Origin of the sequence: Crossiella sp. S99.2 (assembly GCF_023094165.1) — a bacterium.
Taxonomy (GTDB): domain Bacteria; phylum Actinomycetota; class Actinomycetes; order Mycobacteriales; family Pseudonocardiaceae; genus Crossiella.
This window is the reverse complement of sequence record NZ_JALMDK010000001.1, coordinates 836,092-862,792: the sequence shown is the minus strand read 5'-3', so window position 1 is coordinate 862,792 and position 26,701 is coordinate 836,092. Positions and strand designations below refer to the sequence as shown.

Sequence of the window (26,701 nt, the reverse complement as noted above, 5' to 3'; positions counted from 1 at the left end):
GCACATGGCAGTCACGGACACGCCGGTCGACGGCGAGTCGGCGCGGGGAACCGGGGAGCGCGACGGGGCGGTCGTCCCACGGCCGGAGCCGGTCGACGACCTGGTCACCACGCACCACGAGCTTTCCACCGGTGAGCGGACCCTCTCCTACACGGCCACCACCGGCCGGATAGTCCTCCGCCAGGAGGTGCACACCGACGGCACGTTCAGCGGGCACACGGCCAAGGCCGAGGTCTTCGTGACCGCCTACACCCTGGACGAGGCCGATCCGGCCACCCGGCCGGTGACCTTCGCCTTCAACGGCGGGCCCGGCTCCTCCAGCGTGTGGCTGCACCTGGGCCTGCTCGGTCCGCGCCGGGTGCTCACCGGCGACGCGGGCGCGCTGGCGCCGCCGCCCTACCGGCTGGCCGACAACCCGGAAACCCTGCTGGCGCACAGTGATCTGGTCTTCATCGACCCGGTCTCCACCGGGTACTCGCGGGCGGTGCAGGGCGAGAAGCCCGGGGATTACCACGGCTACACCGGGGATCTGGAGTCCGTCGGCGAGATGATCCGGCTGTGGACCTCGCGCAACGGGCGCTGGGGTTCGCCGAAGTTCCTGGCCGGTGAGTCCTACGGCACGCTGCGCGCGGCCGGGCTGGCCCAGCACCTGCAGTCCCGGCACGGGATGTACCTCAACGGGCTGATGCTGATCTCCGCGGTGCTGGACATGGGCACCATCCGGTTCACCGAGGACAACGACCTGCCCTACCCGCTGTTCCTGCCCACCTACGCGGCCATCGCGCACCACCACGGCCGGCACGGCGACCGGCCGCTGGCCGAGGTGCTCGCCGAGGCCGAGGAGTACGCCGAACGGGACTACCCGTGGGCGCTGGCCCGCGGGAACCGGCTCACCGCCGCGGAACGGGCCACCGCGGTGGCCAGGCTGGCCCGGCTGACCGGGCTCACCGAGGACTACGTGGACCGGGTGCGGCTGCGCATCGAGCACCTGCGTTTCTTCGCCGAACTGCTGCGCCCGGAACGCCGGGTGGCCGGCCGGCTGGACGGCCGGTTCTCCGGCCACGACGCGGATTCCGGCGCCGAGCACTTCGCCGAGGACCCGTCCTACTCGGCCATCCTGGGCCCGTACTCGGCCGCGCTCAACCAGTACGTGCGGGCCGAACTGGGCTACGCCAACGATCTGCCCTACGAGATCCTCACCGGCAACGTGCATCCCTGGTCCTACAAGGAGTTCGAGGGCGCGCACGTGAACGCGGCCGGGCGGCTGGCCGAGGCGATGCGGGCCAACCACCACCTCAAGGTGCACGTGGCCTGCGGTTACCACGACGGGGCCACGCCCTACTTCGCCTCCGAGCACGTGCTGGCCCACCTGGCCGTGCCGGACGAGCTGGCCGCCAACATCGAGACCCGCTACTACCCGGCGGGGCACATGATGTACGTGCACGAGCCGAGCCGGGTCCAGCAGTCCGCCGACCTGGCCCAGTTCATCCGCGACTCGGTGCCGAGGGACTGAAAAACAGTGGCGGGGCACGGAAATCCCCGTGCCCCGCCACTGTCCACATCAGACGATCACACCACCACGTGCGGCTTCTCCTCCGCGAAGTGGCAGGCACTCGGGTGCGCCGCGCCCGGCTCGGGCAGCCGGATCTCCAGCAGTGGCGCTTCCTCGGCGCAGATGTCCTGCGCCTTCCAGCAGCGCGTGCGGAACCGGCAGCCCGAAGGCGGGTTCACCGGGCTGGGCACGTCGCCGGTGAGGCGGATGACCTCGCGGCGGCCGCGCAGCGACGGGTCCGGCACCGGCACCGCGGAGAGCAGCGCCTGGGTGTACGGGTGCGTCGGGTGCTCGTAGATCTGCTCCTCGGTGCCCAGCTCGACCATCTTGCCGAGGTACATCACGCCGACCCGGTCGGAGAGATGCCGCACCACGGACAGGTCGTGCGCGATGAACACGTAGGAGAGCCCGAACTCCGTCTGCAGGTCACCCAGCAGGTTCATCACCTGCGCCTGGATGGAGACGTCCAGCGCGGACACCGGCTCATCGCAGATGATCACCTCGGGGCGCAGGGCGAGCGCGCGGGCGATGCCGATGCGCTGCCGCTGGCCGCCGGAGAACTGGTGCGGGTACCGGTGGATGTGCTCGGGGTTGAGCCCGACCACGTCCAGCAGGTCCTGCACCTTCTTCCGCCGCTCGCCCTTGGGGGCGACCTCGGGGTGGATCTCGTAGGGCTCGCCCACGATGTCGCCGACCGTCATCCTCGGGTTCAGCGAGGTGTACGGGTCCTGCAACACGATCTGGATGTTCCGGCGCAGCTTGCGCAGCTCGCCGCCCTGCATCTTGAAGATGTCCCGGCCGTTGAAGCTGGCCGACCCGCTGGTCGGCTTCTCCAGCCGCATCAGCACCTGGGCCAGCGTGGACTTGCCACAGCCGGACTCGCCCACGATGCCCAGCGTCTCGCCGCGGCGGAGGTCGAAGGAGACCCCGTCCACCGCCTTGACCTGGCCGATGGTCTTCTTGAACAGGATGCCCTGGGTGACCGGGAAGTGCTTGACCAGGTCCCGGACCTCAAGCACGTGGTCGGTGTCAGCCACCGCTGACCACCTCCTCCGCGAAGTGGCAGGCGCTGACCCGGCCGAGACCGAGCGGGACCTGCACCGGGACCGACTGCGAACAGATGTCCTGCGCCCGCGGGCAGCGCGGGTGGAACGGGCAGCCAGGGGGCACCCGCATCAGGTTCGGCGGCAGTCCCTTGATGGTGTTGAGCGCGGTGCCCTTCTGGTCCAGCCGGGGCAGCGAGTCGAGCAGGGCCAGCGTGTACGGGTGCCCCGGCTGCTTGTACAGCGAGGAGGCGTCCGCCTTCTCCACGATCCGGCCCGCGTACATGACCGCGATCCGGTCCGCGACCTCGGCGACCACGCCCAGGTCGTGGGTGATCAGGATCATGCCCATGTTCCGCTCGCGCTGGATCTCGTGCAGCAGGTCCATGATCTGGGCCTGCACGGTGACGTCCAGCGCGGTGGTCGGCTCGTCCGCGATCAGCACCTCGGGGTCCAGCGCCAGCGACATCGCGATCATCGCGCGCTGCCGCATACCGCCGGAGAACTCGTGCGGGTACTGCTTGACCCGGCCCTGGGGGTTGGGGATCTTGACCAGGTCCAGCAGCTCGATCGCGCGCTTGCGGGCGTCCTTCTTGCTCATCCCGTTGCGCACCCGGAGCTGCTCTTCGATCTGGAACCCGACGGTGAAGACCGGGTTCAGCGCGGAGAGCGCGTCCTGGAAGATCATCGCGATCCCGCTGCCCCTGACCTCGCGACGACGTTCGTCGCTGGCCGTGAGCAGGTCCTCGCCGTGGTAGCGGATGGACCCCTGGGAGATGTGACCCGGCGGGATGTCCAGGATGCCCATGATGGTCTGGGCGGTGACGGACTTGCCGGACCCGGACTCGCCGAGCACGGCGAGGGTCTCACCGGCGTCGAGCTGATAGCTGACGCCGTTGAGGACCTTGGCCACGCCGTCCCTGGTGCGGAACTCCACGTGCAGGTCCTCGACCACCAGCAGGGGTTCGCCGTCGGCCGTGCGGCCGGCGATCGGGTCCACAGTGGACTCGTTCTGCGACACTGTGAACTGCCTCCTAACGAAGCTTGGGGTCGAGTGCTTCCCGGACCGCGTCGCCCAGCATCACGAAGGCGAGCACGGTGATCACCAGGAAACCGGCGGGGAAGTACAGCAGGTGCGGCGCGATCCGGATGTAGTCCCGCGCGTCCGCGATCATCACGCCCCAGGACACCGCGGGCGCCCGCAGGCCGAGGCCCAGGAACGACAGCGTGGCCTCGGCGCCGATGAACGCGCCCAGCGCGATGGTGCCGTAGACCAGCACGGGCGCCAGGCAGTTCGGCAGCAGGTGCTTGACGATGATCCGGCTGTTGCTGGCCCCGAGGGCACGCGCGGCCTTCACGAAGTCCTGCTGCTTCACCGTGATCGCGGCCGATCTCATGATCCGCATGGCCACCGGCCAGGACAGCAGCGCGATGGAGAGCACCACCAGGCTGACGATGGTGAACGCGCCGGGCGAACCACCGCCGGAGAGGAAGGCGGAGAGGATCACGATCGCGCCGAGCACGAACGGCAGGCCGAAGAAGACATCGGCCACCCGGGACAGGATCGCGTCCACCCAGCCGCCGAAGAAGCCGCTGAGCAAGCCCATGATCCCGCCGATGAGCACGGTGACCAGGGTGGACATCACGCCGACCAGGATCGACCACCGGGTGCCGTAGACGACCCTGGCGAAAATGTCCTTGCCCTGGGTGTCGTAGCCGAACCAGGCTTGCGCCGAGGGCGCGACCCTGGAGCGCTGGAGATCGCCCGCGTCCGGGTCCACCGAGGTGAACAGCCAGGGGAAGGCGGCCACGATGAGCAAGAACAGGATCACCGTGGCCGAGATGATGAACAAGGGCCTGCGGCGCAGGTCTCCCCACGCGTCAGACCAGAGACTGCGGGGCTTGTCCTGTGTGGTGGAAGCGTGCTCGGCGTCCGACACCATCTGGTGCGCTTCGATGGTGGAGCCGGCGGCGGCAGCAGACGGGTCAGTCATAACGGATCCTCGGGTCCAGCACGGCGTAGAGCAGGTCGACGAACAGGTTGACGATCAGGAAGACGATCACCAGGAGCACGACGACACCGGTGACGGTGATGCCCTCCTTCTGGAGAATCGACTCGTAGACCAGACCGCCGATCCCGCGGATGCCGAAGATGCCCTCGGTGACGATGGCGCCGCCCATCAGCGAACCCAGGTCGGTGCCGAGGAAGGTGATCACCGGGATCACCGAGTTGCGGAGCAGGTGCACCCCGACCACCCGGCTCTGCGGCAGGCCCTTGGCCACCGCGGTGCGGACGTAGTCGGCGCGCTTGTTCTCCGCGATGGAGGTGCGGGTCAGTCTGGTCACGTACGCCATCGAGAGACTGCCGAGCACGAAGCCCGGCACCAGTAGCTCGACGAACGTCGGATCGTCCGACACCACCGTCGGGATTATCTCCAGTTGGAACCCGAGCACCTGCTGCAGCACGAAGCCGGTGACGAAGGTGGGCAGGGAGATCAGGAACAGGGTGGAGACCAGGACCAGGTTGTCCAGGAAGCCCCGGCCGCGCAGACCGGTCAGCACACCGGCGATGACGCCGATGACGGCTTCGATCAGCACCGCGACCAGCGCGAGCTTGACCGAGACCGGATACCGCAGCGAGATCAGCTCGCCGACCGAGGTGCCGTTGAAGGTCTCCCCGAAGTCGCCTTGGAGCAGGCCGCCGAGGTACTTGAAGTACTGGATGAGGATGTTGTCGTTGAGGTTGAACTTCTCCGTCATCACCGCGACGAACGCGTCTGGGCACCGACGCTCACCGCACATGCTGGCGAAGGGATCACCCGGGAGTGTCCAGACCAGCACGTAGATCAGGAACGTGGTGCCGAGGAAGACGGGAATGAGTTGTAGCAGGCGCCGAATGACATAGCGGCCCATGGAAGCGAACTCCTTCTACCGCGACAGGGGCTGGCCCACGACGTTGTGGGCCAGCCCCTCGTTGCTAATGATCAGGCAACCTCGACCGTGGACAGGTCGAGTTCGCGGTACGCGCTCATGGTCGCGTTCTTCAGCCGGTTCGACCAGCCGGCCTGGCTGGGAGTGCTCCACAGCGGGATGGCGGGCATGTCGTTGGCGATCAGCTTCTCGGCCTCGTGGTAAAGCTTGTAGCTCTCCGCCTCGGTGCCGGCGCGGTCCGCCTCGGCCAGCTTCGCGTCAACGGCCGGGCTGGAGTAGCCACCGTCGTTGGAGGAGCCACCGGTGCGGTACAGCGGGTTGAGGAAGTTCTCCACCGACGGGTAGTCGGCCAGCCAGCCACCGCGGTAGACCTGGGTCATCTCGTGCGCGTTGATCTTCTTCCGGATCTCGCCGAAGGTGGCGACCGGCGCGAAGTTGCACTCCAGGCCCAGTGCGTTCTTGATCTGGCCACAGGCGGCCTCGATCCACTCCTTGTGCCCGCCGTCGGCGTTGGAGGTGATCTCCAGCTTGCCGGTGAAGCCGCTCTTGTCGAACAGCTTCTTGGCCTCGGTCGGGTTGTAGGTGCACAGCTCGCCACAACCGCCGGGGGACCAGCCGGTCACACCGTCGACCGCGTAGCCGTCGGTGGGCTTACGGGAGCCCTCGAAGATCTTCTCGGTGATCTCCTTGCGGTTGATCGCCATGGAGATCGCCTTGCGGAAGTCCGCGTTCTGGTACTTCTTGTCGTACAGCGGGAAGTTCAGGATCTGGACGGACAGACCCTGGAAGGACTGGGAGCGGCCCTTCAGGTCGGTCTTCCAGAGGTTGCCTGCCAGGCCCGACGGCGGGATGGTGTCGAGGAAGTCGAGCTGGTTCCCCTTCACCGCGGCGTAGGCGGCCTCGGTGCCGGTGTAGATGGCGACCTTGACCTTCTTGATCTTCGGCTTGTCGTCGCCCTTGTACTCCTCGTAACGCTCAAGCTTGATGTCCTGCTTGGGCGTGCGGGAGATGAACTTGAACGGGCCGTTGCCGATCGGCTTGGCCTCGAAGCCCTTCGGGTCCTTGAAGAAGGCGTCGGGCAGCGGCATGTAGGCCGAGTAGCCGAGCTTGACCTTGAAGATCACGTGCGGCTCGGTGAAGTCCACCTGGATGGTGTAGTCGTCGACGGCCTTGAGGCCGGACATCTCCTTGGCCTTGGGCTCAGGAGCCTTCTGCGGACCGTTGGCGCCATCCGGGTCGACGGTGTTGACGTCGCGGAAGCCCTTGATCTGCTCGAAGAAGCTGGCCGACTGCTGCCCGTTGGGCGAGTAGGCGGTGTAGTTCCAGGCGTCGATGAAGTTCTTCGCCTTGACATCGGTGCCGTCGTGGAACTTCCAGCCCTGCTTGAGCTTGATCGTGTACTGGTCGGGCTTGGTCAGCTCGATCGACTCGGCCATCGCGTTCTTGACCTCGAACGAGTTCGAGTACTTCACCAGACCGGTGAAGATCGCCTGCACCACCTTGCCGCCACCGGTCTCAGTGGTGTTGCCGGGCACCAAGGGGTTCTCCGGCTCAGTGCCGAAGATGCTCACCTCGGTGTTCTCGTTGCCGCCCGACTGGCTCCCGCCACCGCCGCCACAGGCCGTCAAGACCAGCGAAGCCGCGATCGGCAGCGCGATCAAGGACAGCGCGCGTCCCTTCCGCATGTACGTCCTCCCACCTACACGGCGCGTCTCACGATGAAGTTCGTGAGCGCCACCCAAACGGCCACGGGAACCCTTCCCGAACCGTGAGAGGGACCGTAATCGGCTCAACCCAACGAACTACACCGGAGTACGGTCACAAAGCGGTCACGATCGTCAATTTTGTCAACTGAATAACAAGTTACAACTACGCAACGTGACCGGATTCTTCACGGAAAGATGTCCGTCAATCGATTGACGGAGTGTCGTTCAAACGGTCGACAACGCGATGCCGTCGAGAATGTCGTGCTCGCTGACGACCAGCTCGGTGATTCCAGCCCGTTCGCGCAGTTCTTGGGCGATCTTGGCCACCACTAACGCACCGCCACCGATGACGTCGACCCGGCCCGGGTGCATGACCGGCAGGGCGGCCCGATCCGCGCGCGAGAGGGTGAGCAGAAGTTCGATCGTCTCGTGCAGCTCGCCCATCTGGAGTCTTGACAGATGGATGGCCTCGGAGTCGTAGCTGGGCAGGCCCTTGGCGATGCCGGAGAGGGTGGTCATCGTGCCCGCCAGACCGATCCAGGTGCGCGCGCTGCTGACGTCCACCGCGGCGAATGCCTCGGCCAGTGACTCGGCGATGACCCGCTCGGCCTCGGCACGCTGGGCCGGGGTGGGCGGGTCGTCCGGCAGGCAGCGCTCGGTCAGTCGAACGCAGCCGATGTCCACCGACCGGGCCGCGGTGACCTTGGCCCGCACGCCGTCCCAATCGCCCAGCACGACCTCGGTGGAACCACCGCCGAGGTCGACGACCACAAAGGGCCCTTCCTCGGGCTCCAGATCGCCCACAGCGCCGGTGAAGGAGAGTGTCGCCTCCTCGTCCCCGGTGATGACTTCGGCGTCGACTCCGAGCGTTTCACGGACCATGCCGAAAAAGTCGTCCCGATTGGCCGCGTCCCTGGTGGCGGAGGTGGCCACCATGCGCACCCGTTCCACGCCCTTGCGGCGCAAGATGGCGGTGTAGTCGGCCAGCGCGATCCTGGTGCGCGCCAAGGCTTCCGGCGCGAGCACGCCGGTGGCGTCCACGCCCTGCCCGAGCCGCACGATGCGCATCTCCCGGTGCACGTCCCGCAGCCAGCGGCTGCCGTCCTCGCGTTCGGAGACATCGGCGACGAGCAGCCGGATCGAGTTCGTCCCGCAGTCGATCGCACCTACCCGTGGCACAGCCCACCCCAACCCTCGCGAAGCTTCCGCGGCAACCCTACTGCGGCGGCTGCGCCGCGTTGGTCTTGGCCACCGTCGGCGTGCTGCTGGTGGAGCTGGGCGTGGGGGTGACGCAGGCGGGCAGGCCGGAGCTGCTGGTCGGCGTCGGCGAACTGGAGGGGGAGGTGCTCGACGGCGGCGGGGTGGTGCAGGTCGGCGTCGGCGAGGTGCTCGTGGACGGGCTGGTGCTGCTCGACGGCGACGGGCTGGTGCTGGACGGCGGCGTCGGCGAGACCGAGGAGGACGAGCTGGAACTCGAGCTGGAACTCGAACTCGAGCTGGTCGGGCCGGGATTGCCCGGGCCAGGCGGCGGGTTCTGCGGCGGCGGGGTGACCCCGCCCTGCGGCGGCGGCTGGGTCAGGTTCGGGTCGGTGGGCACCAGCGGGTCGTCCGGCAGGATCGTGACGCCCTTGGCGTAGCGCTCCATCCAGGTCAGCACGTTGCGCACGTAGACGTTGGAATGGTTGTAGCGGAACACCGCGGTGGCCAGCTGGGCCGGGTTGCTCAGGTCCAGACCGCCGGAGCACAGGTAGTTGCCTGCGCCAAGGGCCGCGTCGTAGACGTTGTTCGGATCGGACCTGCCGTCGGCGTTGCCGTCGGCGGCGTAGCCCCGCCAGGTGCTCGGGATGAACTGCATCGGGCCGACCGCCCGGTCCCACTGGGTGTCGCCGTCCAGCGCGCCGTTGTCGGTGTCCCTGATCGCGGCGAAACCGGGGCCGCCGGAGAGCTGCGGGCCCAGGATGCGCGGGCTGGCGTTGCCGTTGATGTCGACCTTGCCGCCGCGGGCGTGGTTGGACTCGATCTTGCCGATACCGGCCAGCAGCGACCAGTGCAGCCGGCAGCCGGGGGTGGTGCCGGCCAGGATCTCGGCGGCCCGCCGGTAGGCCTTGAGCACCTCGCCGGGGATGCCCTCCACGGCCGAGCCGGGGTCGAACGGGTCCGGCGGGGGCTGCTGGCTGGGGTCGCGCAGCGCGGCGACCAGCTCCGGGCTGACCGAGTCCGCGCTGGGCAGCGCGCCGTTCACGCCGACGCTGTTGTTGTCCTGCAACAGGGCCAGGATGTTGCCGGGGCGCGGGGTATCCAGGCCGGTGATGTCGGCCACCGGGAGGATGCCGAGCGCGCCAGTGCCCGCGGCGAGCAGGCCGGGGGCGATCAGGGCGGCGCTGACGGTGGCCGCGGCGAGCAGTCTCCGACCCTTGCGCCGTTGTCGTGTCGTCGCCGCCACGAAGCCAGGCCCGTTCGGAGCACCCACCTGCAACCTCTCCCTCACCACATCCCGCGGCCGGTCGACGGCCGTGCCTCCCCCATACCCACACGCACTGGGCCGCCGCAAGCCTGCCTGATCAGCGAAGCCGTGTCACCGGTTCTCACCGTACTGAGCACAACGAGCCGGTACCAGGAATGTCACGTAACACGGCCGGAACCTGTCCAACTGAATTGAACCGGGTCATCACGCGCGCTTATCGGCGGCGCAACGAGACGAGATCGGCAGGCGAGAGGGTGACGATGAACGGCTCGCTCAGCGTGACCGACTCGGTGCCGCGCGCGAATGCGACCTCCACATAGCGGCCATCCCGCAAATGCCAGCAGCGCAACGCCGGTTCGTCCGGATCGACCACCCAATAGTTCGGGCATCCGGCCGCCTGCATACGCGCCCGCTTGAGTTCCAGGTCGAATCGCCGGGTGCTCGGCGAGAAAACCTCGACCGCGAGCACCGGCGGGCCGAAGAGCCCGCGATCGGTCCAGTCCACCGTGCGCGCGATCACGATGTCCGGGATCAGCACGGTGTCCTCGGCCAGCACCACGTCCACCGGGGCAGGCAGGATCTCCAGCTCCTCGGGGCAGTGCGGTTCCAGCGCCATGATCAGTCGCAGGATGGCGCGCTGGTGGAGTGGACGGGGTGACGGGCTCACGGTGAGCACCCCGTCCACGAGCTCGTAGCGATGACCGTCATGAGGCATCGCCTCCAGGTCAAACCGCGTCAGTGGCCTGCTGTGAGGAAGCGCGGGGACACTACCCATGGTGGCTGTCCTTCCGCTGGCATTCCACCCTCGTTGCGAGGCGGTGACCTGGCCGAACCCGGTGCTGAGCACGAGATACGCGAGTGTAGCGACTCGACCGGTGCAGCCGAAGACCGCGAGTTCCCCAGAGAGCCCAGCGCGCGCTACACGCAGCTACCGGAGCGCCACCAGTCAGTCAGCCGATCAGCCGATTCATCACCAAAAGGGTTCACTCCGCGCCCACAGGCAAGTGCATGTGCAACTTGTACGTGCAAGCACTTGACCCGGTCCGGCATTCCGCCCGCGGTGACCCCGGTGCCCAGCGACTCGATCCCGTCGCGCTCGGCGAGATAGCTCTCGTGCGCCTTCCGGTACTGGTCAGCAAGGCCCTCATCGGTTTCGAGGCGGTCGGTCATCTCCTTCATCAGACCGGATGCCTCCTGCGTCCCCAACATCGAGTTCACCCGGGGGCAGGTCGAGTAGTACATGGTGGGGAACGGGGTGCCGTCGTCCAACCGGGGGTTCGTCTGGAGCACCGCCGGGTTGCCACACGGACAGCGGTACGCCACCGCCCGTACACCGCGTGGTGACCGGCCCAGCTGCGCGGTCACCGCCGCGCGATCGGCCTCGGTCAGCTCCTCCCGCACCGGCGGGACGTCCAGTCCCAGGCGCGGTTTTTCCTTGCTCACGAACCACTCCCGGTGATCGAGTCCCATAGCCGGTCGTACCAAGGCTTGTCGTTCTTGCGTTGTTCGGCCTCCGCCGGCGCGGCCGGGGTGGTCGGCTGCGGCAGCTGCACCACGTACGGCGTCTCACCCGGCCGGACGTAGCGCAGCCTGCGCCGGGCCTCGGCCTCGATCTGGGTCGGGTCCGAGAGCTGGGTCTTGCGCTCCTCGAGCTGCTTGGCCACCTCGTTGAGCTGCTTGACCTTCTCGGTCTCGGCCTGCATCTCCGACTTCTGACTCCAGTAGTTGCGCAGTGGCACCGCGATGGACAGCGTCAGCGCGCAGGCGATGATCGCCAGCAGCGCGGCCCGCCGGGTGGAGGAGAGCTTGAACGCCCCGCCCGGTCCCGCGGTGGGCCTGCGGGTCCGGGTGCCGGGCGTGCCGCGGCGGGTGGTCTCACTGCGGTCCCGCGCGGACCGGTCCCGGGCGGAGCGGACCTCCTCGGTGCTGGAGGAGGCCGCTGCCGCGCCGGTCCGGTCCGGTCGTTGCCACTTGCGGCGCGCGCGCTCCGGCCGGCGCGCCGAGGAGGCGGAGGAGTTCTCCGTCCGCCTGCGCCGCCGCTCCCTGTCGTGCTCGCGCCCCGCCATCGGGCTCAGCCCTGGGTGTCCGGGGTGAACCGCGGGAACGCCAGCTCGCCCGCGTAGCGGGCCGCGTCGCCGAGGGTCTCCTCGATCCGCAGCAGCTGGTTGTACTTGGCCACCCGCTCGCTACGGGCGGGCGCGCCGGTCTTGATCTGACCGCAGTTGAGCGCCACCGCGAGGTCGGCGATGGTGGTGTCCTCGGTCTCGCCGGAGCGGTGGCTCATCATGCTGCGGTAGCCGCAGGACTGCGCCAGGCTGATCGTGTCCAGCGTCTCGGACAGGGTGCCGATCTGGTTGACCTTCACCAGCACCGAGTTCGCGGCGCGGCGGGCGATGCCCTCCTCCAGGCGCTCCTGGTTGGTGACGAACAGGTCGTCGCCGACGATCTGCACCCGGTCGCCGACCTCCTTGGTCAGCTGCACCCAGCCGTCCCAGTCGTCCTCGGACAGCGGGTCCTCAAGGGAGATCAGCGGGTAGTTGTTGAGCAGCTCGGTGTAGTACCCGGTCATCTGCTCGGCGCTGCGCTTGGACTTCTCGAAGTGGTACGAGCCGTCCTTGTAGAACTCGGTGGCGGCCGCGTCGAGCGCGAGCGCGACGTCCCGGCCCACCCGGAAACCGGCCTTCTCGATGCCCTGCACGATCAGGTCCAGCGCGTCCCGGTTGCTCGGCAGGTTCGGCGCGAAGCCGCCCTCGTCGCCGAGTCCGGTGGCCAGGCCCTTGGCCTTGAGCACCGACTTGAGCGCGTGGTAGACCTCCACGCCCCAGCGCAGCGCCTCGCGGAAGCTCTCCGCGCCGATCGGCGCGATCATGAATTCCTGGATGTCGACATCGCTGTCGGCGTGCGCGCCACCGTTGATGATGTTCATCATTGGCACCGGCAGCACGTGCGCGTTCGGGCCGCCGACGTAGCGGAACAGCTCCAGCCCACTGGACTCGGCGGCGGCCTTGGCCACCGCGAGCGAGACGCCGAGGATGGCGTTCGCGCCGAGCCGGGACTTGTCCGGGGTGCCGTCCAGGTCGACCAGCTTCTGGTCCACCAGCCGCTGCTCCACGGCCTCGATGCCGATCAGCTCGGGGCCGATCTCATCGAGCACCGCGGTCACGGCCTTCTCGACACCCTTGCCGAGGTACCGGTTGCTGTCGCCGTCGCGCAGCTCAACCGCCTCGTGCTCGCCCGTGGACGCACCCGAGGGCACGGCCGCGCGGGCCAGCGTGCCGTCATCCAGTGCCACCTCGACCTCGACGGTGGGGTTGCCGCGAGAGTCCAGGATCTCGCGGGCGCCTACCTGTTCGATGACCGCCACGTGCGCTCTCCTTAATCACCCAGCCTGGGACTTGACCACTGCCGAGCCTAGCCGGACCCCACCCCCACCCGTGCGCACGCCGTACCAGAACGGCCAACACGGCCGGTGGGGTGTGGATCATGGCCCGGATGGCGGGCGCGCGATCGGCGAAGACGTCGTACCGTGGGGTGACTATGACCGAGGGCACCTTCGAGGCGTATCGCAGGGCGGAGTCGCTCCTGGCCGCGAACCGGCCGCTGGACGCACTGCGCTGGCTGGAGCCCGTCCTGGAGTCCAATCCGGACCTGCCGAGTGTTCATCTGCTCGCCGCCCGGTGTTATCTGCACTCCGCCCAGTTCACCCGCGCCGAGCGGTCCTTCCGCCGGGTGCTGGAGCTGGATCCCACCGATCACTACGCCCGCTTCGCGCTGGGCCGGACGCTGCAACGGCAGAGCAGGCTGTCCGAGGCGATCACCCAGCTGCGGATGGCCGCGGCGATGAACCCGAAGCCGGACTACCTGGAGGCGGTCAACGAGGTCCGGGCCCGGATCATGCTGCGGGAGAAGGACACCGGCACCTGAACCGGCTTCAGCGCTGGCCGAGGCTGCCGCGGGCGTAGCGGTCGGCCAGGCCGAAGACCTTCTGGCCGTACTCCACCGAGTTGTTGTAGGTGAAGGTCGCCGCCCACCAGTCCTTGCCGGTGCCCAGGTCCCGGTTGGCCGAGCACAGGTAGCGGCCGGCGGCCACCGCGGCGTCGTCGATGTCCTGCGGATCGGCCTTGCCGTCCCCGTCGCCGTCGGCGGCGAAGCGCTTCCAGGTGCCCGGGATGAACTGCATCGGGCCGACCGCGCGGTCCCACTGGGTGTCGCCGTCGAGCTGGCCCTTGTCGGTGTCCGGGATGGCCTTGAAGCCGGGTGAGCCGTCCAGCGGCACGCCGATGATCGGCTTGGACGGGCGGCCGTCCTCCTGCAGGGTCGCGCCGCCGTAGCGGTTGTGGTTGGACTCGATCCGGCCGATCGCGGCGATGGTGGCCCAGGTGATCCGGCAGCGCGGCTTCTCCGCGCGCAGGGTCAGGTCGGCCACCGCGTAGGCGCGTAAGGCGCGGGCCGGGACCTCGATGGTCTCGCTGACCCGGTTGGCCCAGTCGCCGATCGGGTCCGGGGCCGGACCGCCCTGGGCCGCGGGCGGCGGCTTGCGGTCCGGCGGCGGCTGCCGGTCCGGCAGCACGTCGCCGGGCACCGCGGACCCGGGTTCCACCGGCACCGCCACGATCGGCGGCTCCACCCGGCGCGGGGTCCGGTCCGGCTCGGTGACCTGGGTCAGCGCCCAGATGCCCGCCCCGGCCACGCCGATGACCACACCGGCGATGACCAGCCGCCCGGCTACACCGCCGCGACGGCGGGGCGGCTCAGGGGTGGGCGTCGGCAGGGACGGTGCAGCAGGGGTGACCACCAGACCAGGCTACGCACACCCGGCGCGGGCGGGTCAGTTCTCGCGGCTGGCCCGGCCGTAGTGATCGGCCCGGTCCAGCACGTCCTGGCCGTAGCGGCGGCTCTCGTTGTAGGTGGTCACCGCACGCCACCAGCCCTCGGCCGTGCCCAGGTCGCCGCCGCTGGCGCACAGGTAGCGGGCGGCGGAGAGGGCGGCGTCGTCGAGGTCGTCCGGATCGGTGCGGCCGTCGGTGTCGGCGTCGGCGCCCCAGTCCTTCCAGGTGGTCGGGATGAACTGGAGCGGGCCCATGGCCCGGTCCCACACGGTGTCCCCGTCCAGCCTGCCGCCGTCGGTGTCCTTGATCGCCTTCACGCCCGGCCGCCCGTCCAGCGGGATGCCGCGGATATCGCTGGTGGGGCGGGCCGAGGCGTCCAGCTTGGCGCCGTTGAACCGGCCGTGGTTGGACTCGATCTGGCCGATGCCGGCGAGCGCGGTCCAGGTGATCCGGCAGGCGGGCCGCTCGGCCGCGGTGAGCGCGGCGGCGTAGCCGTAGGCCTCCAGCGCGCCCTTGGGCACGTTGAGCTTGTTCGAGTACTGGGCGGCCCAGCCGGCCAGCTGGGCCTGCGGGCGGGCGCCCGGTGGCTGCGGGGTCAGCTCGGGCAGGGCCGCGCCGGCGTTGGGTGGGGCCAGGGCGGTGGGCAACTTGAACTCGGCGACCGGTGGTTGCCGCATCGCGGGCGTGGCGGCCAGCTCGCCGCGCACCACCACCGCGCCGAGGGTGACCAGGGCGGCTCCGGTGGCCCCGAGCAACAGGAAGGCCCAGCGTCGTTCGCTTCGGGTGTGGCCGTCGGCGTTCATCGCCACCCAGTGTGCCTGGGAACCCGCTCAAGGTCATCGTCAACCCACACGGCGGGTCACGAATTCATTCCGATTAACCCAATCAGGGGTAGCCCGTCTCGCCCGTTCAGCCGGTTGAGCTGTCGCCGCGTGAGCCGCCGTTGAGCTGTTCAGTGGGCCAGTACCGGCGCCAGCCGTCCGCGTCCAGCGCGGCCGGATCGGCGCCGTCGGCGCGGGCCGCGACCTCGGCGGCACGCAGGGTGCGGCCGAAGCCACGGGCCACCGCGCGCAGTGCGGACTCCGGATCGCCGCCGTCGAGCTTTGCCCTGGCGGCCACCGCGAACAGGGCCCGGCCGGGGTCACCGCCGTCGGGCAGCAGGTCGACGGGCACCCCGGCGCGACCGGCGCGCTGGGCGAGTTTGGCGGCCAGGGCCACCGCGGGCTGGCCGAGGGCGACCCCGTCCACCGCGGACTCCCGGCGCTTTTCCATCTGCTTCAGCTCTTCCCAACGCTGCTGCTGGGTGTGGCTGTCCCGCACCGCGGGGTCGCCGTGCTCGGCGAAGACGTGCGGGTGGCGGCCGACCAGCTTGGCCACCAGTTCGGTGGCCACCTCGTCGATGGAGAACGGGTCGGCCCCGTCCTCCTCGGCCACCCTGGCGTGGAAGAGCACCTGGAGCAGCACGTCGCCGAGTTCCTCGCGCAACGCGGCCCGGTCGCCGTCCTCGATCGCCTCCAGCAGCTCGTAGGTCTCCTCGACCAGGTACTGCCGCAGTGAGTCGTGCGTTTGCTCGGCGTCCCAGGGACAGCCGCCCGGCGAGCGCAGCCGGTGCATGACCTGGGCCGCCTCGACCAGCCCGGCGCCACGGGGCTCCGGGGTGCCGATCAGCTTGGCCCCGGCCCGCACCAGCGCGGCCGCGGCCGGGCCCTCGGCGTCCAGGGTCAGCAGCACCAGCGGCGCCTCGGCGGCCAGCGCGAGCAGCTCGGCCGCCGGTGGCGGAGCGGGAAAGCCCAGCTCGGCCGGGTCGGCGTAGACCTCGGCCGCGGTGCGCACCACGGGCACCGCGGCCAGCGGTAAGACCGCGCCGAGGCGCTCGCTGAGCAGGACGACGGCGCAGCCCTGGAACACCGGCGTCACTTCTGGACTTCGGCCCGCGCCGGGATGCTGAAGGTGGGGGCCGGGTTGCCGGGGCCGGTGATCCGGGCCTGGGTGTCGGTGGAGGTCGGCTCCCAGACGCCGTAGCGCGGGTTGATCTCGATCTTCTGGCCCGCGGCGTAGTGCGAGATCACGGCCTGGCCGACCAGTTCGAGCTGGGACGGGCCCGCCTGCTCGGCCACCTCGCCCGGCGAGGTGCCCGAGGTCGGCTGGTCGGTGCGGCTCTTCACCCTGGCCACGATCCACTGCTGCGCGCCGCCGCCCTGCTGGCCGGAGTTCAGCGAGACCCCGACCACGGTGCCCGCGGGCACGGTGAACAGCGACATCAGCGCGCGCGGGGTCTGCTGGCCGAGGAAGTTGGTCACCGGCAGCGTCTGGTTCAGCCTGCTCTGCTCGGCGGACTGGCCGGTCTGCGGGTTGGCCGGCATGCCTGCCACGTCCTTGCGCACCAGCGCGGTCGCGGCCTGCTCGCTCTGCGCCATCTCCTTGGCCTTGCGCTCGGCCTCGGTGCGGCTGGTCGCGGTGGTGAAGTCCATGGTGATGCGCAGGTTCTGGATGTGCCTGCGGCCGATCGCGGCCGCGAGCAGCTGGGCCCGCACCGACTGGTGGTAGTTGGCCGGGGTCTCCAGGGTCTGCGCCGCCGCCTCGGTGGAACCGCCCACCTGCTTGATCAGCTCCTGGACCTCTTCCTCGCTGTAGGTCACGCCCTCGGCCTTGGCGACCTGGCGGACCAGCTCGCGGCTGACCAGCACGCTGGCCTGCGCCCGGCCCAGGTTGGCCAGGCCCTGCCGCTCCCGCTGGGCCCCGGAGCCGTCCGAGTAGGCCGCCAGCCAGGCGTCGAAGCGCTGCTGCACGGTCTCCAGCGGGATGGCGGTGTCGCCGACGATCGCCGCGCTGCCGATCTTGCTGGGGCCACCGGCACAGCCGGTCAGGAACAGGCCCGCGGTGATCGACACGGCGACCAGGCGGGTGCGAGTCATGGCCTTCGTCACAGCTCCGTACCTTCTCACGATCGGGTGGCGCAGGTCGTCACGAGTCTTGCCCATCAGGCCCTTCCCGCCCCAACGGGGGTACCCGGAGTGGCTCCGGCGAGGTTGCGCAGGAACTGCGCGCACCAGTCCAGCAGCGCCTCGTCGCGCAGCGGCGGCGCGCCCATCCGCCCGCCGGCCGGGCCCTCGGTGGGCCGCGGCACGTTGATCAGGTGGGTGGCCTGCTTGTACAGCGCCTTGGGGTAGAGCCGCTTGAGCCGGATGGTCTGCGAGTCGCGCAGGTCCATCGGGGCGAACCGGATCTGGCTGCCCTGCAGGGCGATCTCGGTGACCCCGTGCTCCCGGCAGGTCTGGCGCAGGGTGGAGACCGACAGCAGGTGCTCCACCGCCCTGGGCAGCGGGCCGTAGCGGTCGGTCAGCTCCGCGCGCACCGCGTCCAGGTCGGCCGGGCTGACCGCCGCGGCGATCTTGCGATACGCCTCCAGCCGCAGCCGCTCGCCGGGCACGTACTCGTGCGGGATGTGCGCGTCCACCGGCAGCTCGATCCGCACGTCGGCCAGCTCGGTCTCCTCGGCCTCGCCGTCCCCGGCGCCCGCCTGCTTGCGGAAGGCGTCCACCGCCTCGCCGACCAGCCGGACGTAGAGGTCGAAGCCGACCCCGGCGATGTGCCCGGACTGCTCCGCGCCCAGGATGTTGCCCGCGCCGCGGATCTCCAGGTCCTTCATGGCCACCGCCATGCCCGAGCCCAGCTCGGAGTTCTGCGCGATGGTGGCCAGCCGGTCGTGCGCGTGCTCGGTGAGCGGGGACTCCGGCGGGTAGAGGAAGTAGGCGTAGCCGCGTTCCCTGGCCCGGCCGACCCGGCCACGCAGCTGGTGCAGCTGGGAGAGGCCGAGCAGGTCGCCGCGTTCCACGATGAGGGTGTTGGCGTTGGAGATGTCCAGGCCGGTCTCCACGATGGTGGTGCAGACCAGGACGTCGTACTCCTTCTCCCAGAAGCCCTCGATGATCTTCTCCAGCCGGTCCTCGTTCATCTGCCCGTGCGCGGTGACCACCCTGGCCTCGGGCACCAGCTCACGCAGCGACCTGGCCGCCTTCTCGATGGTGCTGACCCGGTTGTGCACGTAGAAGACCTGGCCGTCGCGCAGCAGCTCACGCCGGATGGCCGCGCCGACCTGCTTCTCGTTGTGCCCGCCCACGTAGGTCAGCACCGGGTGCCGCTCCTCCGGCGGGGTGAGGATGGTGGACATCTCGCGGATGCCGGCCAGGCTCATCTCCAGCGTGCGCGGGATCGGGGTGGCGGACATGGTGAGCACGTCCACGTGCGTGCGCAGGGACTTGATGTGCTCCTTGTGCTCGACCCCGAAGCGCTGCTCCTCGTCCACGATGACCAGGCCGAGATCCTTGTAGCGCACGGTTTTCTGCAGCAGCCGGTGGGTGCCGATGACCACGTCCACGCCGCCGTCGGCCAGGCCGGCGAGCACCTTCTCCGCTTCCATCGGGTCGGTGAACCGGGACATGCCCTTGACCGTGACCGGGAAGGCGCGCATCCGCTCGGTGAAGGTGTTGAGGTGCTGCTGGGCGAGCAGCGTGGTGGGCACCAGCACCACCACCTGCTTGCCGTCCTGCACCGCCTTGAACGCCGCGCGCACCGCGATCTCGGTCTTGCCGTAGCCGACGTCGCCGCAGATCACCCGGTCCATCGGCACCGGGCGGCGCATGTCAGCCTTCACCTCGTCGATGGCGGCCATCTGGTCGGGGGTCTCGGTGAACGGGAAGGCGTCCTCCAGCTCCCGCTGCCACGGGGTGTCCTCGCCGAAGGCGTGCCCCGGCGCGGACTGCCGGGCCGCGTAGAGCTGCACGAGTTCGGCCGCGATCTGCTTGACCGCCTTGCGCGCCTTGGCCTTGGTGGCCTTCCAGTCCGAGCCGCCGAGCTTGTTCAGCGCGGGCAGTTCGCCGCCGACGTAGCGGGAGACGTCGTCGAGCTGGTCGGTGGGCACGAACAGCCGGTCGCCGGGCTGGCCGCGTTTGCTGGAGGCGTACTCCAGCACCAGGTACTCGCGGGTGGCGCCCTGCACGGTGCGCTGCACCATCTGCACGTACTTGCCGATGCCGTGCTGCTCGTGCACCACGAAGTCGCCGGGCTTGAGCGCGAGCGGGTCGACGGCGTTGCGGCGACGGGAGGGCATCCGGCGCATGTCCTTGGTGGAGGTGCCGCCGCGGCCGCCGGTGAGGTCGGTCTCGGTGAGCACCACCAGCGCCGGGTCGGTCAGCACGAAGCCGTCCTCCAGCGCGCCGCGGACCACGGTGACCAGGCCGGGAGCCGGGGCCGCCGGCAGGCCGTCCTCGGCCCAGCGGCAGGGCACCTCGGCCTCGCCGAGCTGTTCGCAGGCCCGCTGCCCGGTGCCGGTGCCGGGCACCACGAGCACCGCGGCGCCGCCGGCCGCGGCGTGCGCGCGCAGGTCGGCGAAGGCCCGTTCGACCTCGCCGCGGTAGGCCTCGACCTGGCGGATGTCCAGCCGGATCGGGCGGCGCTCGCCGTCCACGTCGTCGGTGGTGAGCTGGCTCAGCGACCACCAGGGGCGGCCGGTCTCGCGGGCGTGCTCGGCCACGTCGGAGAGGCTGCGGTAGGCGGAGGCGCCCAGGTCGATCGGGGCCTTGCCGCCACTGGCCGCGGCCATCCAGGAGGCTTCCAGGAACTCCTGGCCGGTGCGCACCAGGTCGTGCGCGCGGGTGCGCACCTTCTCCGGGTCGGCCACCAGCACGTGCGTGCCGACCGGGACCACGTCGGTGAGCAGTTCGAGCTGGCCGGGCAGCAACGCGGGCAGCAACGCCTCCATGCCCTCGCACGGGATCCCGTTGGCGATCTTGTCCAGCATCTCGGCCAGCTGCGGATCGCCCTGATGCTCCGCGCCGAGGCCGGCCGCGCGGGCCCGGACCTCGTCGGTGATCAGCAGTTCCCGGCAGGGCGGGGCGAACAGCTCGGGCACCGGATCGGCCAGCGAGCGCTGGTCGGCCACGGCGAAGGCGCGGATCTCGGTGACCTCATCGCCCCAGAACTCCAGTCGCACCGGGTGTTCGGCGGTGGGCGGGAAGACGTCCAGGATGCCGCCGCGCACGGCGAACTCACCGCGCTTCTCCACCATGTCCACCCGCACGTAGGCCAGCTGCACGAACCGCTCGACCAGGGTGTGGAAGTCGTGCTCGGAGCCGACCCGCAGCCGTACCGGCTCCAGTTCGCCCAGGCCGGGGGCCATCGGCTGGATCAGGCTGCGCACGGTGGCCACCACCACCCGCAGCGGCCCGAACTCCTCGGGGTGGGCCAGCCTGCGCAGGATGGACAGCCGCCCGCCGACGGTGTCCGCGCGCGGGGAGAGCCGTTCGTGCGGCAGCGTCTCCCAGGACGGGAAGACCGCCACGGTGTCCGCGCCGAGCAGGTCGGACAGGGCGGTGCCGAGTTCCTCGGCCTCCCGGCCGGTGGCGGTGACGACCAGGGCCATCCGGTCCGCGCCGAGGGGGGCCGGTGCGGCGAGGGTGGCCACGACCAGCGGCCGGGCCGAGGCCGGGCCTTCCAGTTCCAGATCGTGCGCGCCGACCGCGGTGACGACCTTGCGGAGGGCCTCGGACTTCGCGGTGGCGAGCAGCAGACCGGCCAGCGGTGCGGAGGTGGTCATGACGGAGTGCGATCCCCTCGGTGTTCGAACGCGAGACAGACCTCTGCCCGGGATGTTGCCCCGGAGAGGGGTCTCGTCAGTCAGCCTACGTCGGCCGCGCGCTCGTCGCCCGCGACCCACCAGTCGAGCAGTCCCGGCGCCACCGCGATGGCGATGAGCAGGCCGGGGTTGAACCAGCCCCAGTGGAACTCGTTGAGCCAGAAGCTGACCGCGAGCACCGCCACCAGCACCGGGATCCGGTGCCAGCGGTGCACGAGCGAGCACCCGATCCGCTTCACGTTCCCCGCCAGGCTCATCGCGGGGCCAGTGCGTCCAGGATGTCCACCACCGCGGCCGGGCGGGCCAGGAAGCCGAGGTGGCTGCTCGCCACGGTGTGCACGTCGAAGGGGTGCTCCGGGTTGGCCGCGTCCGCGTCCGCGATGAGCAGGTCCTGCCAGGCCGGCGGCAGCAGCCGGTCCCCGGCCAGCCGGACATAGCTGCGCGGCACCCGGCCCCAGCGCGCCGGGTCCAGGCTGGTGTCGCCCTGGGTGATGTGCACCGACTCGTCCGGGTCCAGGGTGTTGATCGCGGCCAGGAACTCGGCCTCGGTGCCCTCGGCGAACATGGCCTCGTGCACGAGGGCCAGCCGGGCCGGATCGCCGGTGCGCCAGTTCATCCGGACCAGCCCGGCCCGCATCGGATCGGCCACCACCAGCGCCTGGCCGGTGGCCATCGCCATGCCCTCGGTGTACTCCGGCGCGGTCACGTAGTCGAGGACCGGCCGGGTGCAGCACCAGGCGGCGATGTAGACGATCCGGTGCAGCAGGTCCGGGATCGCGTTGCCCACCCCGCCCAGGGTGAACCCGCCGAGGCTGTGCCCGACCAGGATCACCGGCCCGTGCTCGGCAGCCCGGCGCACCACGGCCACGGTGTGCTCGACGTAGTCGGCCAGCGTGGCCGCGGCCACCGTGGAGGGGGCCGCGGCGAACGCGTCCAGGTCCTGGGGTGACTGGTAGGCGGGGCTGAACCCGGCCTGGAAGCCGTGTCCGGGCAGGTCGACGGCGAGGGATCGGTGGCCGCGCAGCGTGAGTTCCCGCTGCACCGCGGACCAGCTGAAGGAGTTGGCGTTGGCACCGTGCACGAGCACGAACGTGGCTGTCATCCCGCGCAGCGTGCCACGCGAGGCTCGTTGCGCCCTACCGAATTCCGCCGGTGATCCGGACATTCACGGCGAGACCACATCAGATGCCGCACTCTGGAGAACATGAACTCGCGGGTCGCGATCATCGGGTTGTCGGTCCTGCTCACAGCGGGCTGCGCGGGCGGGGTGGGCGGCAGCGCGCCGTCCACGAGTCCCTCGCCCAGCCTGGCGGTGGAGGTGGTCACCGACAAGCTCACGCACGGCTGGGAGATCGGCTTCCTGCCGGACGGGCAGGTGCTCGTCAGCCAGCGGCCTGGTCGGCTGGCCCTGCTGTCCGGGTCCAGGCCGGGGGCGAGCGTGACCGAGGTGCGCGCGGACTTCACCGACGTGCTGGTGCGCGGGGAAGGCGGGCTGATGGGCCTGGTGGTGCACCCGGACTTCGCCACCAGCCGCAAGTTCACCACCTGCCAGACCTACCAGCAGGACGACCGGCCCATCGACGTCCGGCTGGTCACCTGGACGCTGGCCGCGGACGGCCGCAGCGCGACCAAGAGCCCGAACCCGCTGCTGGCCGGGTTGCCGGTGAGCAGCGGACGGCATTCCGGTTGCCGGCTGCAGCTGGCCCCGGACGGCGCGCTGCTGGTCGGCACCGGGGACGCGGCGCAGGCCGCGGCCGCGCAGGACCGGCACGGGCTGGGCGGCAAGGTGCTGCGGATCGACCTGAACACCGGGGCGCCCGCGCCGGGCAACCCGTTCGCCAGCTCCGGCGACGCGCGGGAGCGGCTGATCTACACCCTCGGCCACCGCAACGTGCAGGGCCTGGCGGTCCGGCCGGGCGGGGACCAGGTCTTCGCCGCCGAGCACGGGCCGACCCGCGACGACGAGGTGAACCTGCTCAAGGCCGGCGCCAACTACGGCTGGGACCCGGCCCAGGGCGGCACGGTGACCAGCTACGACGAGAGCGTGCCGATGACCGATACCGAGCGGTTCCCGGACGCGGTGCCCGCGGTGTGGAGTTCGGGCTCCTCCACCGAGGCGGTGTGCGCGGTGGACTTCCTCAGCGGCGCGAACTGGGGCGAGCTGGACGGCATGCTGGCCATGACCACGTTGAAGGGCAGCAAGCTGTTGCTGCTCAGCCTGGACGAGACCGGCGCGGTGAAGTCGGTCTCGGCGCCAAGGGAGCTGGACGACACGCACGGCAGGCTGCGCGCGGCCCGCCGCGGCCCGGACGGCGCGCTGTATGTGACCACCTCCAACGGCACCGGGGACAAGCTGCTGCGGATCACCCGCCGCTGAGCGCGGGCGAGGTGTTCTCCAGCCGGCGCACACTACGGCTGGCCAGCATGAACAGTGTGGCCAGCGCGATCACCCCGGCCGCGGCGTAGAGGGTCTCGGTGACCCCGAACGCGTGCGCGGCCGGGCCGATCGCGATCTCGCCGACCGGCACCGCGAGGAAGGACCCGATCGCGTCGTAGGAGTACACCCTGGCCAGCCGGTCGGCCGGGATGTGCTGCTGCATCGAGGTCTCCCAGGCCACCCCGAACTGCTCCAGCCCGATCCCGGCCAGGAAGGCCATCAGCACCAGGGTCCAGGTCTGCGGGCTGATCGCCATGGTCAGCGGCAGCACCGCGTCCAGCAGCATGCACACGCAGCCGACCAGCAACAGCCTGCGCACCCGCAACCGCATCGCGATCACCGCGCCCACCGCCATGCCCGCGGTCTGCGCGGCCAGCACCAGTCCCCAGGCGGAGCGGCCGATGCTCTGATCAGCCACTGCCGGGCCGAGCACCTGCAGCACGCCGACCGTGGCCGCGTTGAGGAACATGAACGCGACCACGACCACCCACACCCAGCGCCGGGAGACGAACTCGCGCCACCCGTCGATCAGCTCCCGGACCATGGTGGTGCGCTCGGCGCTGGGCTCGGCCTTGGGCAGCCGGATCAGCAGGAAGCACAGTCCGGCCACCGCGAAGGTCAGCGCGTCCAGCGCCAGCCCCCAGCCGGGTCCGACCACCGCCACCAGCAGCCCGCCCACCGAGGCGCCGACGATCTTGCCGCCGCTGATGCCCAGCCGGACCAGCGCGTTGGCCTGCTGCCAGGTCTCCGCCGGCGCGGTCTGCGGGGTGATCGCGGCCGAGGCCGGCCAGGAGAAGGCGACCGCGGTGCCGTTGATCGCGGCCAGCACGGCCACCGCCGGCACGGTCGCGGTGCCGGTGAGCACCAGGGTGGCGAGCGCGGCCTGGCTGAGCGTGCTCACCGCGCTGCTGCCCACCAGCACCAGGTGCCGGGGCAGCCGGTCCGCGATCACCCCGCCGAAGAGCAGGGAGAGCACGGCCATGATCGAACGCAGACCGACCACCAGCCCGAGCGTGATCACCGAGCCGGTCAGGTCGAGCACGGCGAAGGCCAGCGCGATGGTGGCGACGGAATCACCCAGCTGAGTGATCACCCGGCCTACGGTCAGCAGCCGGAAGGCGGGATACCGCAGGGGTGCGAGCACCCGGTCAAGTTATCGAGAGATGCGCAGCTTGGGCGCCGGATCCAGGTGTGACAAACCCTTCCAGGACAGGTTGACCAGGTGCGCGGCCACCTCTTCCTTCTTGGGCTTGCGCACCTCCAGCCACCACTGCCCGGTGAGCGCGACCATGCCCACCAGCGCCTGCGCGTAGAGCCCGGCCAGCTTGGGGTCGTAGCCGCGGGAGGAGAACTGCAGCCCGAGGATGTGCTCGACCTGGCTGGCGATGTCGTTGAGCAGGCTGGAGAAGCTGCCGGTCGCACTGGCCACCGGCGAGTCGCGGACCAGGATCCGGAAGCCGTCGGCGGACTCCTCGATGTAGTCCAGCAACGCGGTGGCGGCCCGTTCCAGCAGATCACGGGGGTGGGTGGCGCCGGAGAGGGCGCTGATGACACCTTCCAGCAGCAGGTCCATCTCGCGGTCCACGACCACCGCGTAGAGGCCCTCTTTGCCGCCGAAGTGCTCGTAGACCACGGGCTTGGACACGCCGGCCCGGTGCGCGATCTCCTCGATGCTGGCCGCGTCGTAGCCCTTCTCGGCGAACAGCGCCCGCCCGACGTCGAGGAGCTGCTGCCGCCGCTCCTTGCCGGTCATGCGCACCCGCGGCACTGGCGGGCGCGCTGCGGCGACTTCGCTCTGCGCCCGCTCGCGTCGTCGTGCTGCCATCTCCCCCACCCTAGATGCTTTTCCTACCGCAATATGCCAGCGGCCCAGCTCACGCCGCACGTGAACTGGGCCGCCGAAGCGAAAACTGCCGGTAATTCAGTGCGCCGCCTCGGTGACCGTAATGCGGGCGAGTCGCTGCTCGCTCGGCCAGCGAACCGAGTGCACCCAGCCGAACTTCTCGAAGATCCAGATGATCCGGGCCGAGGTGTCCAGCTGCCAGCGCTTGACGCCGTGGCGGGCGCTGGTCGGGTCGGCGTGGTGCAGGTTGTGCCAGGACTCGCCGAAGCTCAGGATCGCCAGCGGCCAGAAGTTGGCCGCCTTGTCCTTGGACTTGAACGGGCGGTCGCCGATCAAGTGACAGATCGAGTTGGTCGACCAGGTGACGTGGTGCAGGAAGCCCACCCGGACGATGCCCGCCCAGAAGAACGCGGTCAGCGCGCCCCACCAGGACCAGGTGATCAGGCCGCCGAGCACACCGGGCAGCACGAAGGTGGCCACGGTGAACAGCGAGAAGTACTTGTCGACCAGCTTGATGTCGTTGTCGGCCAGCAGGTCGGGGGCGAAGCGCTCGGCGTTGGTCTTGTCCCGGTTGAGCGTCCAGCCCATGTGCGCGTGCCAGAAGCCCTTGGTCAGCCCCCACGGCGTGGTGCCGTGCAGCCACGGCGAGTGCGGGTCGCCCTCCTTGTCGGAGAAGGCGTGGTGCCGCCGGTGGTCGGCCACCCAGTGCAGGATCGAGCCCTGCACGGCCATCATCCCGGCCACCGCCAGCCCGATCCGGACCGGGCGCTTGGCCTTGAACGAGCCGTGCGTGAAGTGCCGGTGGAAGCCGATGGTCACACCGAGCCCGGACAGGTAGTAGAAGAACACGGCGAGGCCGATGTCCACCCAGCTAAGCCCCCACCCCCAGGCCAGCGGCACCGCCGCGATCAGCACCAGGGTCGGGATGATCACGAAGGCGCAGATGGTGATGTGCGCGGTGGTGGAGCGCGGCTCGCCCAGCATGGGCTTGGGGCCGCGCGGGGTCTCCTCGGTGGGAGCGGGAGTCTCGACAGTGGTCGTCATTCGATAGCTACCTCAGCGATGTGGGGGAAGGTCGAGGCTGGTCTCGGTCCAACTTACGGCACCGTAACTTACGCAAGCGTAAGTAAGGTAAGCCCAACTCGCCAGACCCCGTGGCGCAGGTCTCGGCGTTTCGGTTTCCCCGGGCGTGTCGGTTCACCCGGAGCTGACCTCCGGGCCACCTGGGCGGCGCCCGCTGGACATGATCAGGACAATGCGCT

Annotated in this window: 24 protein-coding genes; 3 read left to right on the top strand and 21 right to left on the bottom strand. The window is 70.2% G+C overall.

What is annotated here, in order from left to right:
- The first annotated feature begins 4 nt into the window (after nucleotides 1-4).
- The gene (locus MZC64_RS04215) at nucleotides 5-1,513 is read left to right on the top strand and encodes a S10 family peptidase (protein WP_247755722.1); all 1,509 of its coding nucleotides are present in this window, start codon (nucleotides 5-7) and stop codon (nucleotides 1,511-1,513) included.
- 56 nt (nucleotides 1,514-1,569) lie between these two features.
- Here MZC64_RS04215 and MZC64_RS04210 read toward each other — a convergent pair whose 3' ends face one another.
- The 11 genes from MZC64_RS04210 to eno all read right to left on the bottom strand — a co-directional run bounded on the left by MZC64_RS04210 (nucleotide 1,570) and on the right by eno (nucleotide 13,060).
- Nucleotides 1,570-2,589, bottom strand: a complete 1,020-nt coding sequence (locus MZC64_RS04210; RefSeq protein ID WP_247755721.1) for a dipeptide ABC transporter ATP-binding protein — start codon at nucleotides 2,587-2,589, stop codon at nucleotides 1,570-1,572.
- Nucleotides 2,582-3,616: an ABC transporter ATP-binding protein gene (locus MZC64_RS04205; protein WP_247755720.1), complete on the bottom strand. Its 1,035-nt coding sequence runs from the start codon at nucleotides 3,614-3,616 to the stop codon at nucleotides 2,582-2,584. The genes MZC64_RS04210 and MZC64_RS04205 overlap by 8 nt, the downstream gene beginning before the upstream one ends.
- Nucleotides 3,617-3,629: 13 nt before the next feature.
- Nucleotides 3,630-4,589, bottom strand: coding sequence for an ABC transporter permease (locus tag MZC64_RS04200; RefSeq protein WP_247755719.1), 960 nt, complete (start codon nucleotides 4,587-4,589; stop codon nucleotides 3,630-3,632).
- Complete coding sequence (locus tag MZC64_RS04195) at nucleotides 4,582-5,508, bottom strand: ABC transporter permease (protein ID WP_247797658.1); 927 nt, start codon at nucleotides 5,506-5,508, stop codon at nucleotides 4,582-4,584. The genes MZC64_RS04200 and MZC64_RS04195 overlap by 8 nt, the downstream gene beginning before the upstream one ends.
- A gap of 71 nt (nucleotides 5,509-5,579) precedes the next feature.
- On the bottom strand, nucleotides 5,580-7,211 hold the full coding sequence (locus tag MZC64_RS04190) for an ABC transporter substrate-binding protein (RefSeq protein WP_247755717.1): 1,632 nt from the start codon (nucleotides 7,209-7,211) through the stop codon (nucleotides 5,580-5,582).
- A gap of 246 nt (nucleotides 7,212-7,457) precedes the next feature.
- Nucleotides 7,458-8,411 (bottom strand): Ppx/GppA phosphatase family protein, encoded by a 954-nt coding sequence (locus MZC64_RS04185; protein WP_247755716.1) that lies wholly within the window; start codon nucleotides 8,409-8,411, stop codon nucleotides 7,458-7,460.
- Between the two features lie 37 nt (nucleotides 8,412-8,448).
- Nucleotides 8,449-9,702, bottom strand: coding sequence for a lytic murein transglycosylase (locus tag MZC64_RS04180; protein WP_247755715.1), 1,254 nt, complete (start codon nucleotides 9,700-9,702; stop codon nucleotides 8,449-8,451).
- Between the two features lie 208 nt (nucleotides 9,703-9,910).
- Nucleotides 9,911-10,411 carry a Uma2 family endonuclease gene (locus MZC64_RS04175; RefSeq protein ID WP_247755714.1) on the bottom strand — a complete coding sequence of 167 codons (501 nt, stop codon included), beginning with the start codon at nucleotides 10,409-10,411 and terminating at the stop codon, nucleotides 9,911-9,913.
- A 203-nt stretch (nucleotides 10,412-10,614) separates the two neighbouring features.
- A complete protein-coding gene (locus MZC64_RS04170) occupies nucleotides 10,615-11,097 on the bottom strand; it encodes a DUF501 domain-containing protein (protein ID WP_308300954.1) in 483 nt (160 codons plus the stop codon).
- Between the two features lie 38 nt (nucleotides 11,098-11,135).
- Nucleotides 11,136-11,762: a septum formation initiator family protein gene (locus MZC64_RS04165; RefSeq protein WP_247755712.1), complete on the bottom strand. Its 627-nt coding sequence runs from the start codon at nucleotides 11,760-11,762 to the stop codon at nucleotides 11,136-11,138.
- Between the two features lie 5 nt (nucleotides 11,763-11,767).
- Nucleotides 11,768-13,060, bottom strand: coding sequence for a phosphopyruvate hydratase (gene eno, locus MZC64_RS04160; RefSeq protein ID WP_247755711.1), 1,293 nt, complete (start codon nucleotides 13,058-13,060; stop codon nucleotides 11,768-11,770).
- 173 nt (nucleotides 13,061-13,233) lie between these two features.
- Between eno and MZC64_RS04155 the strand changes: the two genes are divergently transcribed.
- Nucleotides 13,234-13,620 (top strand): CDC27 family protein, encoded by a 387-nt coding sequence (locus MZC64_RS04155; protein WP_247755710.1) that lies wholly within the window; start codon nucleotides 13,234-13,236, stop codon nucleotides 13,618-13,620.
- A 7-nt stretch (nucleotides 13,621-13,627) separates the two neighbouring features.
- On the opposite strand, the gene MZC64_RS04150 is transcribed toward MZC64_RS04155, so the two are convergent.
- The 7 genes from MZC64_RS04150 to MZC64_RS04120 form a co-directional block, all read right to left on the bottom strand.
- On the bottom strand, nucleotides 13,628-14,491 hold the full coding sequence (locus MZC64_RS04150) for a lytic murein transglycosylase (protein ID WP_247755709.1): 864 nt from the start codon (nucleotides 14,489-14,491) through the stop codon (nucleotides 13,628-13,630).
- Between the two features lie 33 nt (nucleotides 14,492-14,524).
- Nucleotides 14,525-15,328 carry a lytic murein transglycosylase gene (locus MZC64_RS04145; protein WP_247755708.1) on the bottom strand — a complete coding sequence of 268 codons (804 nt, stop codon included), beginning with the start codon at nucleotides 15,326-15,328 and terminating at the stop codon, nucleotides 14,525-14,527.
- Nucleotides 15,329-15,434: 106 nt separating this feature from the next.
- Nucleotides 15,435-16,442 (bottom strand): MazG family protein, encoded by a 1,008-nt coding sequence (locus tag MZC64_RS04140; RefSeq protein WP_247755707.1) that lies wholly within the window; start codon nucleotides 16,440-16,442, stop codon nucleotides 15,435-15,437.
- Complete coding sequence (locus tag MZC64_RS04135; protein WP_247755706.1) at nucleotides 16,439-17,440, bottom strand: SurA N-terminal domain-containing protein; 1,002 nt, start codon at nucleotides 17,438-17,440, stop codon at nucleotides 16,439-16,441. The genes MZC64_RS04140 and MZC64_RS04135 overlap by 4 nt, the downstream gene beginning before the upstream one ends.
- A gap of 65 nt (nucleotides 17,441-17,505) precedes the next feature.
- The gene (gene mfd / locus MZC64_RS04130) at nucleotides 17,506-21,120 is read right to left on the bottom strand and encodes a transcription-repair coupling factor (protein WP_247755705.1); all 3,615 of its coding nucleotides are present in this window, start codon (nucleotides 21,118-21,120) and stop codon (nucleotides 17,506-17,508) included.
- A gap of 80 nt (nucleotides 21,121-21,200) precedes the next feature.
- Nucleotides 21,201-21,416 carry a hypothetical protein gene (locus MZC64_RS04125; protein WP_247755704.1) on the bottom strand — a complete coding sequence of 72 codons (216 nt, stop codon included), beginning with the start codon at nucleotides 21,414-21,416 and terminating at the stop codon, nucleotides 21,201-21,203.
- Nucleotides 21,413-22,261: an alpha/beta fold hydrolase gene (locus MZC64_RS04120; protein ID WP_247755703.1), complete on the bottom strand. Its 849-nt coding sequence runs from the start codon at nucleotides 22,259-22,261 to the stop codon at nucleotides 21,413-21,415. The genes MZC64_RS04125 and MZC64_RS04120 overlap by 4 nt, the downstream gene beginning before the upstream one ends.
- Before the next feature lie 102 nt (nucleotides 22,262-22,363).
- Here MZC64_RS04120 and MZC64_RS04115 point away from each other — a divergent pair, with 102 nt between their 5' ends.
- Complete coding sequence (locus MZC64_RS04115) at nucleotides 22,364-23,536, top strand: sorbosone dehydrogenase family protein (protein WP_247755702.1); 1,173 nt, start codon at nucleotides 22,364-22,366, stop codon at nucleotides 23,534-23,536.
- Here MZC64_RS04115 and MZC64_RS04110 read toward each other — a convergent pair.
- The 3 genes from MZC64_RS04110 to MZC64_RS04100 form a co-directional block, all read right to left on the bottom strand.
- Nucleotides 23,523-24,740 (bottom strand): MFS transporter, encoded by a 1,218-nt coding sequence (locus MZC64_RS04110; protein ID WP_247755701.1) that lies wholly within the window; start codon nucleotides 24,738-24,740, stop codon nucleotides 23,523-23,525. The genes MZC64_RS04115 and MZC64_RS04110 overlap by 14 nt on opposite strands.
- A gap of 9 nt (nucleotides 24,741-24,749) precedes the next feature.
- Nucleotides 24,750-25,349, bottom strand: coding sequence for a TetR/AcrR family transcriptional regulator (locus tag MZC64_RS04105; protein ID WP_247756255.1), 600 nt, complete (start codon nucleotides 25,347-25,349; stop codon nucleotides 24,750-24,752).
- A 168-nt stretch (nucleotides 25,350-25,517) separates the two neighbouring features.
- Nucleotides 25,518-26,483 carry an acyl-CoA desaturase gene (locus MZC64_RS04100; RefSeq protein ID WP_185000200.1) on the bottom strand — a complete coding sequence of 322 codons (966 nt, stop codon included), beginning with the start codon at nucleotides 26,481-26,483 and terminating at the stop codon, nucleotides 25,518-25,520.
- Between the last annotated feature and the right edge of the window lie 218 nt (nucleotides 26,484-26,701).

Coding starts and splice junctions, on each gene's coding strand:
- MZC64_RS04190 (WP_247755717.1), bottom strand. CDS start 7,211: ATGCGGAAGGGACGCGCGCTGTCCTTGATCGCGCTGCCGATCGCGGCT.
- MZC64_RS04120 (WP_247755703.1), bottom strand. CDS start 22,261: ATGACAGCCACGTTCGTGCTCGTGCACGGTGCCAACGCCAACTCCTTC.
- MZC64_RS04200 (WP_247755719.1), bottom strand. CDS start 4,589: ATGACTGACCCGTCTGCTGCCGCCGCCGGCTCCACCATCGAAGCGCAC.
- MZC64_RS04175 (WP_247755714.1), bottom strand. CDS start 10,411: ATGCCTCATGACGGTCATCGCTACGAGCTCGTGGACGGGGTGCTCACC.
- MZC64_RS04195 (WP_247797658.1), bottom strand. CDS start 5,508: ATGGGCCGCTATGTCATTCGGCGCCTGCTACAACTCATTCCCGTCTTC.
- MZC64_RS04215 (WP_247755722.1), top strand. CDS start 5: ATGGCAGTCACGGACACGCCGGTCGACGGCGAGTCGGCGCGGGGAACC.
- MZC64_RS04115 (WP_247755702.1), top strand. CDS start 22,364: ATGAACTCGCGGGTCGCGATCATCGGGTTGTCGGTCCTGCTCACAGCG.
- mfd (WP_247755705.1), bottom strand. CDS start 21,120: ATGACCACCTCCGCACCGCTGGCCGGTCTGCTGCTCGCCACCGCGAAG.
- MZC64_RS04155 (WP_247755710.1), top strand. CDS start 13,234: ATGACCGAGGGCACCTTCGAGGCGTATCGCAGGGCGGAGTCGCTCCTG.
- MZC64_RS04125 (WP_247755704.1), bottom strand. CDS start 21,416: ATGAGCCTGGCGGGGAACGTGAAGCGGATCGGGTGCTCGCTCGTGCAC.
- MZC64_RS04100 (WP_185000200.1), bottom strand. CDS start 26,483: ATGACGACCACTGTCGAGACTCCCGCTCCCACCGAGGAGACCCCGCGC.
- MZC64_RS04105 (WP_247756255.1), bottom strand. CDS start 25,349: ATGACCGGCAAGGAGCGGCGGCAGCAGCTCCTCGACGTCGGGCGGGCG.
- MZC64_RS04145 (WP_247755708.1), bottom strand. CDS start 15,328: ATGAACGCCGACGGCCACACCCGAAGCGAACGACGCTGGGCCTTCCTG.
- MZC64_RS04135 (WP_247755706.1), bottom strand. CDS start 17,440: ATGACTCGCACCCGCCTGGTCGCCGTGTCGATCACCGCGGGCCTGTTC.
- MZC64_RS04165 (WP_247755712.1), bottom strand. CDS start 11,762: ATGGCGGGGCGCGAGCACGACAGGGAGCGGCGGCGCAGGCGGACGGAG.